We start from the raw sequence: 15,814 nt of genomic DNA, 5'->3' as shown, positions 1-15,814 counted from the left end.
AGAACACTTAGTTATAGAATTTGATGATAAAATTACAAAACCAACGAAATATAATGATTTTTTCTACTTTTTAGGATATTGTAGGCAAATCAGGTCCACTAAGTTATCCACAATAACAAAGGAAATGGATTCAAGATCACAATATGTGGTATTGAGGATGGGGGTAAGGCACAAAATAAGTTAGATAATGAATATTGCCATCAACCCCTTGAAAAAACAGGGTTCTGGGCATTGCATTTAGGTGGATAATCCTATAGAATTCGCCGTCCTTGAGTCACATGGTGCGATACCATGTGTAGAAGTAAACTGTTGATTGGGTTAAGCAGATGAAAAGAACATTTCAACCAAGCGTAATTAAACGTAAGCGTGTACACGGTTTCCGTGCTCGTATGGCGACTAAAAATGGTCGTAAAATTTTAGCAAATCGTCGCGCCAAGGGTCGTAAGCGTCTAAGCGCTTAATAGTTCCGTTACGATTAGAATTCCTGGATGTGAGCAAAGAACCGACTGGACGAGAGGAGCTTTTAAAAAGCTTTCCGCGAAACAGTCGTTTGCTCACAGCTGAGGATTACAAAAAAGTCTTTAAAAAGCCAGTAAAACTGGTTTGTCCCGCATTTACACTTCTAGCTACGCCTAATTCTTTGAAACGTCCTCGTTTAGGACTGATTGTCGCTAAAAAGAATGTGAAACTTGCCGTCGAGCGTAACCGCTTGAAGCGTGTTTGTCGGCAGTCTTTTCGTGTAAAACAGCATGAATTACCAGCTTTTGACATAGTTTTATTAGCTCGTCATGGTAGTAGTAATATGACGAATGCGGTATTATTCGAGCACCTCAATCGACTATGGTCGCGAGTGATTAAGAAATGCAGTGGTTACTGATTAAATTAGTAAGGCTTTATCAAATTGTTCTGAGTCCCGTTATGGGGAATCAGTGTCGTTTTGCTCCTACCTGCTCAACTTACTCAATTGAGGCATTAGAACAACATGGTGCGTTTAAAGGCTCATGGTTAACGCTTAAGCGAATAGCTCGATGCCACCCTGGCTGTGAAGGCGGACATGACCCTGTACCACCCAAAAATTCGATCCAACAGACTAACACTGTAAAAGAGTAAATTATGGAATCAATGCGCGGATTTTTTATTCTGGGCCTAGCGATATGTACTTTTCTTCTATATCAGGCTTGGCAGAAAGATTACGGCCCTCAGCCTACTCAGCAGGCTTCTGTTTCTGAAGAGAAAGATGTAACCGTTGCTACAGAAGGTAGTATTTCAGGCGAAGACCTTATCGATGTTGAAACGGATTTGGTGAAATTTAAAATTAAGCCAAATGGTGGCGATATCGTTTATGCTGAGCTGAAAAAATACAATGTTGAATTGAACAGTCCAGATAATAAGGTTGTATTGTTCGATTACCGTGATCGAATGTACCAGGCCAAAAGTGCTTTATTGGGTCAAGGCGCACCTGATAACCAGCTACCAAGAGCAAGATATGAAACAGAAAAAAGTTCATATAAGCTGGCCGAAGGTAAAGATGAATTAGTGCTACCGCTGACATGGATGAATGACGAAGGAGTTACTTTCAGTAAGACCTTTAAATTTAAACGTGGAGAGTATCTGGTTGAAATGGAGTACTCGATAAATAACCAGTCATCCCACGACCGTACTTATAATTTTGTTGCTGAGCTGAGTCGAGATCAGAAACCAACAGGCTTGGAAGAAAAGTCATCCTTTGGCATGAAGCCATTCATGGGTGTTGCCTACTCTCCGGAAGAGCAGCAATATGAAAAAATAGACTTCGAAGAATTGGCTGAAGAGCCAATAAAAACATCACGACAGGGTGGCTGGATCGGTTTCTTGCAGCACTATTTTGTTTCTGCGTGGATCCCGCAGCAGGATCAGCAGATCAACATTACAAGTTCGGTAAAACAAAATAAAGATACGACTGTTCGGTTTGTTCAACCAACCATTTCAGTACCTGCTAATCAACAGAAAACCATTGGTGCCAGTCTGTACGTCGGTCCTAAAGACTTAGAGCAGCTGGAGGCCGCAGCTCCTGGCTTGGATAAATCATTGGATTTAAGCTGGGTATGGTGGATAGGTTTACCACTATATAAAATGATGCAGTTTTTCTTCAGCTTCCTTGGTAACTGGGGATTGGCCATCATTTTGGTAACTATTGTAATAAAGACTCTGCTCTACCCATTATCCGCAGCTCAGTACCGGTCAATGGCGAATATGCGTAAATTACAGCCAAAAATGCAACGCCTGAAAGAGCGTTATGGTGATGATAAGCAGCGCATGCAGCAGGAAATGATGAAAATGTATAAAGAGGAAGGTGCAAACCCATTTGGTGGTTGTTTACCTATGCTGCTTCAGTTCCCAATCTTCATCGCATTATATTACGTATTATTTGAAGCGGTGGAACTGCGCCACGCACCTTTCTTTGGTTGGATCCAGGATTTATCGGTTGCTGATCCATATTTTGTGTTACCGCTGCTGATGGGTGGAAGTATGTGGTTGATGCAGCGTTTACAGCCGAAATCACCGACAATGGATCAAATGCAGCAAAAGATCATGAGTTACCTGCCGGTACTATTCACTGTCTTCATGCTATTCTTCCCTGCGGGTCTGGTCTTGTACTGGTTATGCAACAACTTAATTTCTGTGGCACAACAACAGTATGTCACTAAGAAAATTGAAAGGCAGGATGCCGCTGGCAAGAAAGCAGCCGGTAAGAAATAGTCGATAGCAGGAATTAATTGTGTCAGCTATTCATTCGCAAGACACTATTGCCGCAATTGCAACGCCTCCAGGTCGTGGGGGCGTTGGTATTATCAGGGTCTCTGGTAAATTAGCCCAAACTATAGCTGATCAGTTATTACATCGCTCATTAAAGGTCCGCGAAGCGACGTACCTACCTTTCTTTGATAGTAAAAACAATGTACTCGATGAAGGCATCGCTATTCTTTTTAAAGCACCGAATTCTTTTACCGGTGAGGATGTACTTGAACTCCAGGGGCATGGTGGACCAATCATCCTTGATCTGCTACTAAAAGAAATACTGGAGAAAGGCGTACGCTTAGCGAGACCAGGAGAGTTTTCTGAGAGAGCCTTTCTCAATGACAAACTCGATTTAGCGCAGGCCGAAGCGATAGCGGATCTTATTGAGTCCACGTCGGAGCACGCTGCCCGCTCTGCAGTTCGGTCGCTACAAGGTGAGTTTTCCAATAAGATTCATGAGTTAGTTGAGGCGTTGATACATCTGAGAATCTATGTTGAAGCTGCGATTGACTTCCCTGAAGAGGAAATCGATTTCCTGTCTGACGGGAAAGTACTGGGTGATTTAGATTCCATCATCGATAATATTGAGGCATTGCAAAGTCAGGCACAACAGGGTTCAATTTTACGCGAAGGGATGACCGTTGTTATTGCGGGAAAACCAAACGCTGGAAAGTCTAGTTTGCTCAATGCGTTGGCGGGCAAAGACTCTGCTATCGTAACCGATATTCCGGGTACAACTCGGGATGTTTTACGAGAGCATATTCATATCGACGGGTTACCAGTCCATATCATTGATACTGCTGGGCTTCGTGAGTCTGAAGACCAGGTAGAGCAAATTGGAATTGAACGAGCTTGGAAAGAAATTGAGCAAGCAGATCAAATTATTCTGGTGGCGGATTCGAGTGAAGTAACCGAGTTTACACCGCATTCGATAGACCCGGCTTTTGAAAGGTTTGAGCCATTTAAGGACAAGCTATTGATCGTGGCAAATAAATCAGACATATCACATGTTGATCAAGCTTCCTTAAATTCAGACTATAAAACGATCGCCATAAGTGCCAAAAAAGGTACCGGAATCGACGAACTTAAGTCAGAACTAAAACGAATCGTTGGGTATCAACAAAATACCGAAGGCGCTTTTCTGGCTCGCCGTCGGCACCTTGATGCAATAGAACGGGCCCTTTCCTTTTGCTATCTGGGCAAGGAACAGCTAGTGGATTTTAATGCCGGTGAGTTGCTGGCCGACGAATTGCGACAGGCACAAAATGCCCTGTCTGAAATTACTGGTGAATTCAGTGCTGATGATCTGCTTGGTAGAATCTTCAGCAGTTTCTGTATCGGAAAGTAACCAATATTCATTTGAGTATTCATGAAAAATTTCCTTTAATAGAAAGAGTTTTTATTAAAGGAGAGTTTTATGGCTAATGAAGGTTATCACGAACCATATCAAGACTTATCGGATGAAACCCGAGACATGCATCGGGCTATTGTCTCCTTAATGGAGGAGCTTGAAGCTGTAGACTGGTACAATCAACGTATCGATGTTTGCCGTGATGCAGAGCTTAAGAAAATTCTTATACATAATCGAGATGAAGAAAAAGAACATGCTGCAATGGTTCTGGAATGGATCCGCCGCAGGGATAAGGTACTGGATGGCGAGTTAAAAGACTATCTATTTTCTAAAGACTCTGTTTCGCATGAATAAAAAAGGCTCCGTGTGGAGCCTTTTTTATTTGGTCTATAATCAGGGTATTTGGGGCGATTAGAGAAACAATAAATCAACCGCCTCTAATTTTCCTTCTAGTTATCAGGAGACTGATCTTCAGGCTCGACTTCTTCGCGATCCAGAGAGACTGGTTTTACTTCGCGACGTACCTTTAAGTTGTTAATTTCATTAACTCTGAATGGCATTTCTAAATAATTACCTGAGGAAATCACTGTATTAACACGAACGGTTGATCCTGAAACGGACGTAATTTTTCCTTTAAATGGCTTTCCGCGATAATCAAAACGCGCATCGTAACCAACGTATGAAGCGAGGGTCTCCGGGTCTGTATCCTGCAGAGTTAACCCCTGGACCTGGGTTAAGTTGTCATCTTCAATCTCTACCACCTGATCAAGCTCTGGGAGCTCAGAAGGTAGCGGAGGATTACCAAACAAAGGCTGTACTCTTTTATCGTTCATAAATAAACGTAAGTTCAGAACGCTAACCATTCGCTGAGCAGACATATTAACCAGTTCCATAGAATATATTGATTCTGATGGGAAACTTTCGAAACGGACGCTTCGTGGGTTTTTTATGTAGTCATTGTAGGTTGCGTAAAACTCGTCACTAAAGTGGAGGTTTTTGTCATATAAAACATGACGCAGGTAATCCATATGACGAGGATAATACTGGGCCAATTCAAGGTTCTCCAATTTGGCACAATGCTGAGTGAGCTGCTTAGTAAAACCGGAGCTTAAAACCTCAGCTTTGATTGATTTCAACTTAGGGTTGGGAATAGGAGCGTTTGGGTTTAGCTGATCAAATAGGAAGTCAATGTTGATACTGCCATAGGTGCCGGCATTCATATAAACGTTAAGATTTGCCTGATTGATATGTTTATCGAATGTCATCGCGGTACTGAAATCAAGGGTAACCTGCTGATACCCCATATCCAGCAAATCGCTGACCTCAATCGAACGTTTGCCATCACAACCTGCCAGTAAAATCTCAGAGAACAGACTGGATTGATTAGCTGAATCGTCATTTGATTCCATTGATGTTGTTAATGGAAGCTGTAATTGCTTGATTTCAGCACTGAAATTCTGGGAAGATTCTAGGTACTGACCTGACTCAATGGAGCGAACCAATTTAAACGATTGAAGGAGACTGTCAGTGCCAAATCGAATTTCTTCGATGGTTGCTTTTTGGCGTGTTCCTGGAATATTTATCTCTATTCCCGTAGTAACAGATTTACCATCTAAACTGACATAGGTATTGTCATAGGTTGCTGGAGCTTGCATCTTCAAGGTTGTGAAAATATCGTCGATCAGTTGTTTGTTTTTATACCAGATGTAGCCATAGGCAAGCCCTGCTAAAACCAATACAATGATCAATAATCGAGTAAAAAACTTCACCAGCCTCTCCTTCCGTTATTTTTGTTAAATATTGTGTGCGCTATAAATTGGTATTAAGCCAGCAATATAATAGTTAAATTATAACTGGCATGACACAGTATCGATGGCAGTATGGAATGACTGCTAGTGCGAAACCATCCTAGCAATATACCCAGAGAAAATATTGCCATTAAACCCAGCCAATAGTCGTAGTATTCTAGTAGGTGAAAGCCCATAAATACAACTGCTGAAATAACAATCCCTATAAATGTAGCAAATCTTGCTATCAGAGAGCTGAGAATCAGACCACGAAACAGGTATTCTTCAAAAATTGGGGCGAATACTGTAACAATAAAAATCAAAGCAACTTCTGCGGTTCTGCTGTGCTGCTTTATCACATCAAACGTATTTGAGGGGCTCTCTGGACCGGGCAACTCACGGCTAAGGTAATGAATGAAGGCTGCGAAAAAAATACCAACAATGATAGAAAGTATAACCCAGCGGCCGCCAACTCTTAATAGGGGCAAAAACTGCTCAATATAAAAGCTTCTTGTTAATAGAAGAAGCAGCGAGTAACTAACTAACATCCCTCCACCTATAGCTATTACCAGGTGTAGGCCATTAGCTTGTTCAAGGCCCTCCGGGTGACCACTTTGCAGTAGTAGGAGAATTATGGTTGAAGTCAGTGACAGGCATAATAACGTCGCCAGCGCCAGCCAAAGATGGAACGGGAGAAGCTGTGCGTTATAGGCTGAGTGCTGTGTGTGAGGCGACATTAAATAATAAGTTAAAAATCTATATTGGCTAAGGTGTTGATTTTAGGATCAACAGTGAAGAAAAGATAGTGAAAAACTGTTCAAAAGTTAATCAAATCAGAGTATGATCTCGCACCCTAATCGACAAGGGTTTACAATAACCCTTTGCCGTTACACCGGAAACAGGAAAGATTTACAGTTTATGCGTTATCCAGAAAATTATTCAGTCATTATTATTGGCGGTGGCCATGCAGGTACAGAGGCCGCGCTCGCTTCTGCTCGCATGGGTGTCAAGACCCTGTTATTGACGCATAACATCGATACTCTAGGTCAAATGTCATGCAATCCTGCGATTGGTGGTATTGGAAAGGGGCATCTGGTGAAAGAAATTGATGCGCTGGGCGGTGCCATGGCAAAAGCCATAGATCGAGCGGGTATCCAATTTCGAACCTTAAACGCCAGTAAAGGCCCTGCGGTTAGAGCGACAAGGGCTCAGGCTGATCGTGCTCTATATAAGTCTGCTATTCGTGAAATTCTGGAAAACCAGGAAAACCTGAGTATTTTTCAAAATGCTGTAGTGGACCTGATAGTGGAAAATGAAAGCGCTGCTCAAAAAGTAATTGGTGTAAAGACACAGATGGGCCTGGATTTCTATGCGGACGCGGTAGTTTTGACTGTAGGGACATTTCTGGGTGGTAAAATACACATCGGAACAGAGAATCATTCGGGAGGGCGCGCGGGTGATCCACCATCGATTGCTTTGGCTGATCGTTTACGTGAATTACCTTTCCGAGTTGATCGTTTAAAGACAGGAACGCCACCGCGTATTGATGCTAAGTCGGTAGATTTTTCACAACTAGAGCAGCAACCAGGTGATACTCCGGTTCCTACCTTCTCATTTATGGGAAATGCGACGCAACATCCTGAACAAATTGCCTGTTGGATTACTCATACCAGCGAACAGACACACGATATTATTCGTGGCGGCTTGGATCGATCTCCGATGTACTCGGGTGAAATTGAAGGGGTCGGCCCTCGCTACTGCCCTTCTATTGAAGATAAAGTCATGCGATTCAGTGATAAGAGCAGTCACCAGATTTTTGTCGAGCCGGAAGGTTTAAATACACACGAACTTTATCCGAATGGTATCTCGACCAGTTTGCCATTCGATGTACAGATGAGTTTTGTTCGTTCAATCAAAGGCTTCGAAAACGCCCATATTACTCGACCGGGCTACGCTATTGAGTATGATTTCTTCGATCCTAGGGATCTTAAAGCGTCGCTTGAGACCAAGTTTATCGATGGTCTTTACTTTGCGGGCCAGATTAATGGTACAACAGGTTATGAAGAAGCTGGTGCGCAAGGTCTTATCGCCGGTATGAACGCAGCGCTTCAGGTACAGGGTAAAGAAAGCTGGTCACCCCGTCGTGATGAAGCCTACATAGGCGTTTTAATTGATGACCTCATTACTCGAGGAACGCAGGAACCTTACCGGATGTTTACTTCTCGTGCCGAGTATCGACTGATCCTGCGTGAAGATAATGCCGATCTTCGCTTAACTGAACGCGGTCGACAGCTCGGTCTGGTCGATGAAGCCCGCTGGGTTGCCTTCAATCAGAAGCGTGAAGCGATTGATAACGAATTAAAACGCATTTCAAAACTGGTTATTACACCAGAAAGTGATGCAGCAAAAGGTTTAAATCAATCGATCGAGAAACCATTGAGCCGAGCTTATAAAGCACAGGAATTATTACGTCGTCCTGACATCAGCTATGAACTATTAATGACGCAGCCTGAATTAGGTCCCGCGGTAGAGGACGTCAAGGTAGCCGAACAGGTACAGATACAAACTAAGTACTCGGGGTATATTGATAGACAAAAGGATGAGATTGAGCGCAATCTTAAAAATGAACACACAGTCTTGCCCGCAGATATTGATTATACCCAGGTAAAAGGATTATCGAACGAAGTTGCGCAGAAACTGCAAAACTTGAAACCTGAGACCATAGGACAGGCGAGCCGAATTTCAGGTGTTACTCCAGCCGCGATTTCGTTGTTACTGGTGTATTTGAAAAAGCGTAAGCATTTGAAGTCAGCATAATGACCTGTTCCTTTTCTTGAGTGGCCAAGAAAAGGAACCAAAAGAAGGCCACCCCGAACATTGAGGTCATACAAGCATGACTTCCTGCGCTACACCCAAAATATTTTCCACATCAGAGTTTACAGCACCTCCTTGTGCTGAAAGCTCTTAACAAAATCATCCAGGATTTTGTTTGCGGTATTTTGGGAGTAACTTGGCTCAATGTTAAGGGGCTAGATACGGTTAATCTGCAAACTAAGCGATAAAATAAAAAGAGTGTCTTTTAGTGAATCAAGTATTAAAACAACTGCAACCAGAATTTAATAAAGAATGTGAAAAACTGGGTATCTCGGTAAGCGATAAGCAAAGTGAGCAGTTACTAAACTACCTATCGTCGTTATTGAAGTGGAATAAGGCATTTAACCTGACGGCGATTCGTGATCCGAAGGAAGCTTTGTATTTGCACCTGCTGGATTCAGTCGTAGTTTCCCCTGCTATCAAGCAGTTTGACAGCTGTCTGGATGTAGGTACTGGTGGCGGTTTGCCGGGTATACCACTTGCAATATTAAATCCAAATAAAGAATTTACCCTATTAGATACCAATAGCAAAAAAACGCGATTTTTAAAGCAGGTTGTCTATGAGCTGGGTCTGAAAAATGTCACAGTGGTGAATAAAAGGGTACAAGACTTTCAATCGGATTCAGGGTATGCTTGCATACTTTCGCGTGCCTTCGCATCACTGAAAGACATGACGGACTGGACCTGGCATCTGCTGGCAAAAGGTGGTCAGTGGCTTGCGATGAAAGGGGTTTACCCGCAGCAAGAAATTGAAGAATTAGCAGAAACATTAGAATTAGTGGAATCAAAACAAGTAAAGGTTCCCAATTTAGACGCAACACGGTATTTTATCTATCTGCAAAAAATATCATAACAGCAAATTTGAGGTGCTTCGTGGCTTACATCATTGCCATTACCAATCAGAAGGGTGGAGTCGGTAAAACGACCTCCAGTGTGAATCTTGCCGCTTCATTAGTACAGGAAAACCAGCGTGTACTCATGATTGATATGGATCCACAGGGTAATGCCACAATGGGATCTGGTATCGAGAAGTCGGAGTTGGAGTTATCAACCTATGATTCTCTAATGGAGCCTGAGGAAGTAAAGAGTCATATTGTTCCGGCCAATGTCGGTGGATATGACGTACTACCGTCTAATGGTGACTTAACCGCTGCAGAAGTGCATTTGCTGGAGCTGGATGATAAAGAGCAGCGTCTAAAGAAAGCACTACAGCGCATCGAAGAGTTATACGACTACATCCTGATTGACTGCCCTCCTTCGTTAAATATGCTGACTTTAAACTCCCTGGTTGCATCTGACTCGGTAATTATTCCGATGCAGTGTGAGTACTATGCTCTAGAAGGGCTATCAGCACTACTGAACACCATTCACCAGGTTCAGGAACACGTTAATCCGGGGCTTGAAATTGAGGGGATTCTACGAACCATGTATGACCCCAGAAACCGTTTGTCACTGGAGGTTTCACGTCAATTGTTCAGCCATTTTTCGGATAAAGTCTATAGAACGGTTATCCCTAGAAATGTACGACTGGCAGAAGCTCCGAGCCATGGGGTGCCAGTACTTTTCTATGACCGTAGTTCAAATGGTTCAAAGGCCTATCTAGCTTTAGCGGGTGAAATTATTAAGCGCCGTCGAGCTGCATAAATGATGATAATCAGGAACTTAGAGGATTTTTCATGAGTAAACGAGGTTTGGGTAAGGGGTTGGATGCACTGCTGGGAACCAGCAGCAGACCAGTGAAACAAGCTTCAAACACATCGTCAGAGTCAGAGTCGGTTCTGAATCAAGATGGTGTACTGAAGGAGATACCGATTGAATTCCTGCAGCCAGGTCAGTACCAGCCTCGTCGAGTCATGACTGAGGAAGGCCTTGAGGAGTTAGCAGATTCAATTAGGGCTCAGGGAATGATCCAACCGATTGTCATCCGCCCTGTCAGCAAGGACAAATATGAAATTATAGCCGGTGAGCGTCGCTGGCGTGCTGCCCAACGAGCAGAATTACATCAAGTTCCTGTTCTAATAAAGGAAGTTCCTGATGAAGCGGCTATTGCAATGGCCCTTATCGAGAATATTCAGCGTGAAGATCTGAATGCCATGGAAGAAGCTAATGCTCTGCATCGCTTAAAAGAAGAGTTCAATCTTTCGCATCAGCAAACGGCGGATGCGGTTGGTAAAAGCCGTACAACTGTAACGAACTTATTAAGATTGATGCAGTTAACGGAAGCCTGTAAAACGCTGCTGGAACGTGGTGACCTGGAGATGGGACATGCAAGAGCACTACTGGCCCTGAATGGCAGTCAACAGTCAGACACAGCGAAAACTGTAGTGCAGAAAGGTTTAACGGTCAGAGAAACCGAAAAGTTGATCAGAAACATCAATGAACCGAAGCAAAAGAAGAAAAAAACAGAAAAAGATCATCATATTGTAGCGCTAGAGCAGCAACTGGCGGATAAGATAGGTGCCACAGTCAACATCAATCACGGCAATAAGGGTAAAGGTAACCTGGTGATTAACTACCATAGCCTGGATGAGCTGGACGGTATCTTACAACATTTAGGTATTGAGGCGGACTAAAGCACTAGGTATGGTGTCCACCTGATTTTGTTAAGTTAACAGGATAAAAAAAACGCCGATCAAGCAGTGGTTTAGTTGATAAAAGTCGGTTAAATCTTTATACTTGCCGCCCGAATATGTGGTGAAACTGGTTTAAGTCGCATGAGTCAATCATTAGCTCGAAAAGGCCGTAAGCAGGCCTACAAGATGGTACTTGTGCAGTTGGGCATCAGTTTTGCTTTGTTTCTGGTAGGTTTGTTAATGTCAGGAACCATCAGCCTGTCACTAGGGGTTGGTAGTCTTATTGTGGTGTTAGTCAACTTTGTCTTTGCCACAATCGTATTTCGTAAGTCTGGCGCACAGGCGGCTCAACAAGTGAAAAGAGCCTTTGCAATGGGTGAGAGCATTAAGCTAATGCTGACCATTGTGTTGCTAGTGCTTGCGTTTACAACATTACCGGTGCATGCAGGTGCACTTTTGATTGGGTTTTCAATCATTGTGCTTTCCCAGTGGTTTGCACCGTTGATTATTAAGTGATTTCAGGAACGCTATGCTGACAGGCATGAGCGTTTTACTTGATTTAAGAGTATAGGGTTTAAGAAGCAATGGCATCTTCAGAGAATCAAACCAGCGTTGAGTATATCAAGCACCACTTACAAAACTGGCAAGTGTGTAAAACTGATGAAGGTTGGGCATGGAATCAGTGTACAGAGGCTGGTTTTTGGACATTTAATGTCGACAGTCTTATTTTCTCTTTCCTTTTAGGTGCATTATTTTGTTTCAGTTTCTGGAAAGTAGCCAGAAACGCACAGATTGAAAAACCAGGAAGATGGCAGTCATTTGTTGAAATGGTCGTCGAGTTCGTCGATAAGTCCGTTAAGGATACTTTCCACGGTAGAAACCCGTTGATCGCACCGTTGGCGTTAACAATTTTCGTCTGGATCTTCTTGATGAACCTGATGGATCTTGTGCCAGTTGATCTGTTGCCATGGTTAGCCGACAAATTTAACGTGCTTGCGTTTGATGCTGAGCCAGGTCACACCTACTTGAAGGTTGTACCGAGTACGGACGCAAATATCACATTCAGCTTATCGCTTGGGGTGTTCTTATTAATTATCTTCTACAGCATCAAAGTCAAAGGGATTGGCGGCTTTGTTGGAGAGTTAACGCTTCACCCATTTTCAAGTAAGAATAAGTTTGTCCAGGTTTTATTGATTCCGGTCAATTTCTTGATGGAATCCATAGGTTTACTTGCAAAACCAGTTTCGTTAGCACTGCGTCTATTCGGTAACTTGTATGCAGGTGAGCTGATATTTATTTTGATTGCGGTCTTAATGAGTGCTGGTATCGGCGGTATCGTCGGCGGTGGTATCGCTTACATGGTGTGGGCAATTTTCCACATTCTTGTAATTACGCTACAGGCTTTCATCTTTATGATGCTGACTATCGTATACCTCAGCATGGCCCATGAAGATCACTAATCACAGGTTTTGGTTTTTAATTTTTAGTTTTAACATTTAACTTTATTTCTCGATTGGAGGAAAACAATGGAAACTTTGTTCGCGTTCACAGCATTAGGTGTACTATTAATTTTGGGTCTAGGTGCTTTAGGTACTGCGATTGGCTTCGGTCTTCTAGGTGGTAAATTCCTTGAAGCTTCAGCTCGTCAACCTGAACTTGCTCCTATGCTACAAACTAAAATGTTCCTAGTTGCTGGTCTTTTGGATGCGGTTACTATGATCGGTATCGGTATCGGCATGTGGTTCACGTTCGCAAGCCCATATGTTGGTCAATTGCAAGCTCTAGTCGGTTAATAAAGAGATTGCGAACTGGTATTTATACCAAAATGATGACTAACTTAAGAGAGGGGGAATAGACGTGAATATTAACGCTACCCTATTAATCAACATGATATTCTTTGTCGGCTTTGTGTGGTTCTGCATGAAGTTCGTATGGCCTCCATTGATGAAGGCTATCAAAGAACGTCAAGATAAAATTGCCGAGGGTCTTGCGGCTTCAGAAAGAAGTCAAAAAGACTTAGAGCTTGCTCAGGAAAAAGCATCAGAAATTTTACGTGATGCTAAAAACCAGTCAGCTGACTTGGTTGATTCTGCTAAAAAACGTCATGCTGAAATTGTTGATTCAGCGAAAGATGACGCTCGCGCTGAAGCTGAAAAGATTAAGTCAGGCGCTGAAGCTGAGATTGAGCAAGAAGTTAACCGTGCACGCGAACAGTTACGCGCTAAAGTTGCTACTTTAGCAGTTGCTGGCGCTGAGAAAATTATTGAGCGCAACATCGACGATGCAGCGAACAATGATATGTTCGACAAGCTAGTCGAAGATCTATAAGGGTTAACTATGGCAGAGCTATCTACTATTGCAAGACCATACGCAAAAGCAGCATTCGAATATGCTCTTGGTTCTCAGACTGTATCTGAGTGGGCAAGCATGTTAGATTTTGTCGCTCAAGCCGTTAGCAATGACGAAGTGGCGTCACTGATTACAGACCCTTCCCTTTCTTCAGAACAGAAAGGCGAAGTGATTCTTAAAATCGGCGAAGGCCACTTGGTTGATAAAGTCCAAAACTTTATTAAATTGCTTGCAAGAAATAATCGCTTAGAAGCATTGCCAGCGATTCGCCAACGTTTCGACGTTTTAAAAGCGAATTATGAGAAAACAGTTGATGTTGAAGTAACATCAGCAATGGCCTTAAGTGATGAGCAATTGCAACGACTAACAGACAAGTTGACGACAAAACTTGGTCGTAAGGTTAACATTGAAACACAAGTGGATTCTTCAATGATTGGTGGCCTGGTTATCAGAGCAGGTGACATGGTTATTGACGGATCAATACGCGGTAAGCTCAACAAGCTTTCCGAAACGCTAAGAGCTTAGTGAGGAAGAAGCATGAGTGTGCAACTGAATCCATCTGAAATTAGCGAGCTAATCAAAAAACGCATCGACTCTTTTGAAGTTGTTAGCGAGGCTCGTAATGAAGGTACTATCGTCAGCGTATCTGACGGTATTTTACGTATACACGGTTTAGAAGAAGTCATGGCTGGTGAGATGATCGAACTCCCTGGCGGTAAATATGGTATGGCTTTGAACTTAGAGCGTGACTCTGTCGGTGCGGTAGTTCTAGGTGACTACACTGACATCGTTGAAGGTATGACTGCTAAATGTACTGGCCGTATTCTTGAAGTGCCAGTAGGCCGTGGTCTACTAGGTCGTGTTGTTGACGCCCTGGGTAACCCTCTTGACGGCAAAGGTCCAATTGAAAACGACGGTTTCTCTCCAATCGAAAAAATTGCACCTGGTGTAATTGCCCGTCAATCAGTTGACCAGCCAGTACAAACCGGTATTAAATCAATTGATGCGATGATTCCAATCGGTCGTGGCCAGCGTGAGCTGATCATTGGTGACCGTCAGACTGGTAAAACAGCCATCGCTATCGACGCAATCATCAACCAGAAAGGCACAGGTGTTACTTGTGTATATGTAGCGGTTGGTCAAAAAGCGTCTACAATTAACAACATCGTTCGTAAGCTTGAAGAGCACGGCGCAATGGACCACACCATCGTGGTTGCAGCGGCAGCAGCTGATGCAGCAGCATTGCAGTTTATTGCTCCATTCTCAGGCTGTTCAATGGGTGAGTACTTCCGTGACCGCGGTGAAGATAGCTTAATCGTATATGATGATTTGACTAAACAGGCTTGGGCTTACCGTCAAATTTCATTGCTATTACGTCGTCCTCCAGGCCGTGAAGCATACCCAGGTGACGTATTCTACTTACACTCACGTCTTCTTGAGCGTGCTGCACGAATCAATGCAGATCACGTTGAAAAGATTACTAACGGTGAAGTAAAAGGTAAAACAGGTTCATTAACAGCATTGCCAATTATTGAAACGCAAGCTGGTGACGTATCTGCTTTCGTACCTACGAACGTTATTTCGATTACAGACGGTCAGATTTTCTTGGAAACTGACTTGTTCAACGCCGGTATCCGTCCTGCGGTTAACGCTGGTCTTTCAGTATCACGTGTTGGTGGTTCTGCACAGACTAAGATCGTTAAGAAGCTTGGTGGTGGTGTTCGTTTGGCATTAGCTCAGTACCGTGAATTGGCAGCTTTCGCACAGTTTGCTTCGGATCTTGATGATGCGACTCGTGAACAGCTAGAGCATGGTCAGCGTGTAACTGAACTAATGAAGCAGAATCAATACGCTCCTTTATCCGTAGCTGAAATGGCGGTATCGCTATACGCTGCGGAAGAAGGCCACTTGAAAGATGTTGAAATCAGCAAAGTCGGTGATTTTGAATCTGCATTGCTAGACTACTTCAAGAATGAGCACAAAGACTTGTTGGATGAAATCAATGAAAAATGTGATTACAACGACGACGTCAAAGCTAAACTTGAAGAAGCTTTAACTAAGTTTAAGTCTACGCAAACTTGGTAAGAATTGAGATGGGTGCT

Annotated in this window: 18 protein-coding genes; 16 read left to right on the top strand and 2 right to left on the bottom strand. The window is 43.1% G+C overall.

Annotated features, from left to right (window positions below; genetic code table 11):
- Positions 1-326: 326 nt before the first annotated feature.
- From rpmH to KS2013_RS11775, 6 genes are all read left to right on the top strand, one after another.
- Positions 327-461 carry a 50S ribosomal protein L34 gene (rpmH, locus tag KS2013_RS11795; protein ID WP_046562175.1) on the top strand — a complete coding sequence of 45 codons (135 nt, stop codon included), beginning with the start codon at positions 327-329 and terminating at the stop codon, positions 459-461.
- Between the two features lie 29 nt (positions 462-490).
- Positions 491-877 carry a ribonuclease P protein component gene (gene rnpA, locus KS2013_RS11790; protein ID WP_068994202.1) on the top strand — a complete coding sequence of 129 codons (387 nt, stop codon included), beginning with the start codon at positions 491-493 and terminating at the stop codon, positions 875-877.
- Positions 862-1,110, top strand: a complete 249-nt coding sequence (yidD, locus tag KS2013_RS11885; RefSeq protein WP_071890197.1) for a membrane protein insertion efficiency factor YidD — start codon at positions 862-864, stop codon at positions 1,108-1,110. Before rnpA ends, yidD begins: the two co-directional genes overlap by 16 nt.
- A gap of 3 nt (positions 1,111-1,113) precedes the next feature.
- Entirely contained in the window at positions 1,114-2,739 is a 1,626-nt protein-coding gene (yidC, locus tag KS2013_RS11785) for a membrane protein insertase YidC (RefSeq protein ID WP_068994199.1), read from the top strand.
- A 28-nt stretch (positions 2,740-2,767) separates the two neighbouring features.
- Entirely contained in the window at positions 2,768-4,126 is a 1,359-nt protein-coding gene (gene mnmE, locus KS2013_RS11780; protein ID WP_068994575.1) for a tRNA uridine-5-carboxymethylaminomethyl(34) synthesis GTPase MnmE, read from the top strand.
- A gap of 69 nt (positions 4,127-4,195) precedes the next feature.
- Positions 4,196-4,483 (top strand): encapsulin-associated ferritin-like protein, encoded by a 288-nt coding sequence (locus KS2013_RS11775; RefSeq protein WP_068994197.1) that lies wholly within the window; start codon positions 4,196-4,198, stop codon positions 4,481-4,483.
- A 95-nt stretch (positions 4,484-4,578) separates the two neighbouring features.
- Here the strand turns inward: KS2013_RS11775 and KS2013_RS11770 are convergent, their stop codons facing one another.
- Positions 4,579-5,898, bottom strand: a complete 1,320-nt coding sequence (locus KS2013_RS11770) for a hypothetical protein (protein WP_068994195.1) — start codon at positions 5,896-5,898, stop codon at positions 4,579-4,581.
- 53 nt (positions 5,899-5,951) lie between these two features.
- Entirely contained in the window at positions 5,952-6,653 is a 702-nt protein-coding gene (locus KS2013_RS11765) for a CPBP family intramembrane glutamic endopeptidase (protein ID WP_068994192.1), read from the bottom strand.
- A gap of 181 nt (positions 6,654-6,834) precedes the next feature.
- Between KS2013_RS11765 and mnmG the strand changes: the two genes are divergently transcribed.
- The 10 genes from mnmG to atpA all read left to right on the top strand — a co-directional run bounded on the left by mnmG (position 6,835) and on the right by atpA (position 15,797).
- Positions 6,835-8,733, top strand: a complete 1,899-nt coding sequence (mnmG, locus tag KS2013_RS11760) for a tRNA uridine-5-carboxymethylaminomethyl(34) synthesis enzyme MnmG (RefSeq protein WP_068994190.1) — start codon at positions 6,835-6,837, stop codon at positions 8,731-8,733.
- A gap of 265 nt (positions 8,734-8,998) precedes the next feature.
- On the top strand, positions 8,999-9,643 hold the full coding sequence (gene rsmG, locus KS2013_RS11755) for a 16S rRNA (guanine(527)-N(7))-methyltransferase RsmG (protein ID WP_083217847.1): 645 nt from the start codon (positions 8,999-9,001) through the stop codon (positions 9,641-9,643).
- 20 nt (positions 9,644-9,663) lie between these two features.
- A complete protein-coding gene (locus KS2013_RS11750; RefSeq protein ID WP_068994189.1) occupies positions 9,664-10,434 on the top strand; it encodes a ParA family protein in 771 nt (256 codons plus the stop codon).
- Between the two features lie 32 nt (positions 10,435-10,466).
- Positions 10,467-11,363, top strand: coding sequence for a ParB/RepB/Spo0J family partition protein (locus KS2013_RS11745; RefSeq protein WP_068994187.1), 897 nt, complete (start codon positions 10,467-10,469; stop codon positions 11,361-11,363).
- Positions 11,364-11,504: 141 nt separating this feature from the next.
- Positions 11,505-11,879 carry an ATP synthase subunit I gene (locus KS2013_RS11740; protein ID WP_068994185.1) on the top strand — a complete coding sequence of 125 codons (375 nt, stop codon included), beginning with the start codon at positions 11,505-11,507 and terminating at the stop codon, positions 11,877-11,879.
- Positions 11,880-11,947: 68 nt separating this feature from the next.
- Positions 11,948-12,823, top strand: coding sequence for a F0F1 ATP synthase subunit A (gene atpB, locus KS2013_RS11735; RefSeq protein ID WP_068994182.1), 876 nt, complete (start codon positions 11,948-11,950; stop codon positions 12,821-12,823).
- A 66-nt stretch (positions 12,824-12,889) separates the two neighbouring features.
- Complete coding sequence (gene atpE / locus KS2013_RS11730) at positions 12,890-13,156, top strand: F0F1 ATP synthase subunit C (protein WP_068994180.1); 267 nt, start codon at positions 12,890-12,892, stop codon at positions 13,154-13,156.
- A gap of 64 nt (positions 13,157-13,220) precedes the next feature.
- A complete protein-coding gene (locus KS2013_RS11725) occupies positions 13,221-13,691 on the top strand; it encodes a F0F1 ATP synthase subunit B (protein WP_068994177.1) in 471 nt (156 codons plus the stop codon).
- Positions 13,692-13,700: 9 nt separating this feature from the next.
- A complete protein-coding gene (locus tag KS2013_RS11720) occupies positions 13,701-14,237 on the top strand; it encodes a F0F1 ATP synthase subunit delta (RefSeq protein WP_068994175.1) in 537 nt (178 codons plus the stop codon).
- A gap of 12 nt (positions 14,238-14,249) precedes the next feature.
- Positions 14,250-15,797: a F0F1 ATP synthase subunit alpha gene (gene atpA / locus KS2013_RS11715; protein ID WP_068994172.1), complete on the top strand. Its 1,548-nt coding sequence runs from the start codon at positions 14,250-14,252 to the stop codon at positions 15,795-15,797.
- The last annotated feature ends 17 nt before the right edge of the window (positions 15,798-15,814 follow it).

The sequence above is a fragment of the Kangiella sediminilitoris genome, from assembly GCF_001708405.1.
Classification (GTDB): domain Bacteria; phylum Pseudomonadota; class Gammaproteobacteria; order Enterobacterales; family Kangiellaceae; genus Kangiella; species Kangiella sediminilitoris.
The sequence above is the reverse complement of the archived record's forward strand: the minus strand, read 5'-3'. Positions and strand labels throughout refer to the sequence as shown.

What these genes read in the sequence shown, in the direction of transcription:
- rpmH (WP_046562175.1), top strand. Translation starts at nt 327, where the DNA reads ATGAAAAGAACATTTCAACCAAGCGTAATTAAACGTAAGCGTGTACAC.
- KS2013_RS11775 (WP_068994197.1), top strand. Translation starts at nt 4,196, where the DNA reads ATGGCTAATGAAGGTTATCACGAACCATATCAAGACTTATCGGATGAA.
- KS2013_RS11765 (WP_068994192.1), bottom strand. Translation starts at nt 6,653, where the DNA reads ATGTCGCCTCACACACAGCACTCAGCCTATAACGCACAGCTTCTCCCG.
- yidD (WP_071890197.1), top strand. Translation starts at nt 862, where the DNA reads ATGCAGTGGTTACTGATTAAATTAGTAAGGCTTTATCAAATTGTTCTG.
- atpA (WP_068994172.1), top strand. Translation starts at nt 14,250, where the DNA reads ATGAGTGTGCAACTGAATCCATCTGAAATTAGCGAGCTAATCAAAAAA.
- mnmG (WP_068994190.1), top strand. Translation starts at nt 6,835, where the DNA reads ATGCGTTATCCAGAAAATTATTCAGTCATTATTATTGGCGGTGGCCAT.
- atpE (WP_068994180.1), top strand. Translation starts at nt 12,890, where the DNA reads ATGGAAACTTTGTTCGCGTTCACAGCATTAGGTGTACTATTAATTTTG.
- KS2013_RS11740 (WP_068994185.1), top strand. Translation starts at nt 11,505, where the DNA reads ATGAGTCAATCATTAGCTCGAAAAGGCCGTAAGCAGGCCTACAAGATG.
- atpB (WP_068994182.1), top strand. Translation starts at nt 11,948, where the DNA reads ATGGCATCTTCAGAGAATCAAACCAGCGTTGAGTATATCAAGCACCAC.
- yidC (WP_068994199.1), top strand. Translation starts at nt 1,114, where the DNA reads ATGGAATCAATGCGCGGATTTTTTATTCTGGGCCTAGCGATATGTACT.
- KS2013_RS11745 (WP_068994187.1), top strand. Translation starts at nt 10,467, where the DNA reads ATGAGTAAACGAGGTTTGGGTAAGGGGTTGGATGCACTGCTGGGAACC.
- KS2013_RS11720 (WP_068994175.1), top strand. Translation starts at nt 13,701, where the DNA reads ATGGCAGAGCTATCTACTATTGCAAGACCATACGCAAAAGCAGCATTC.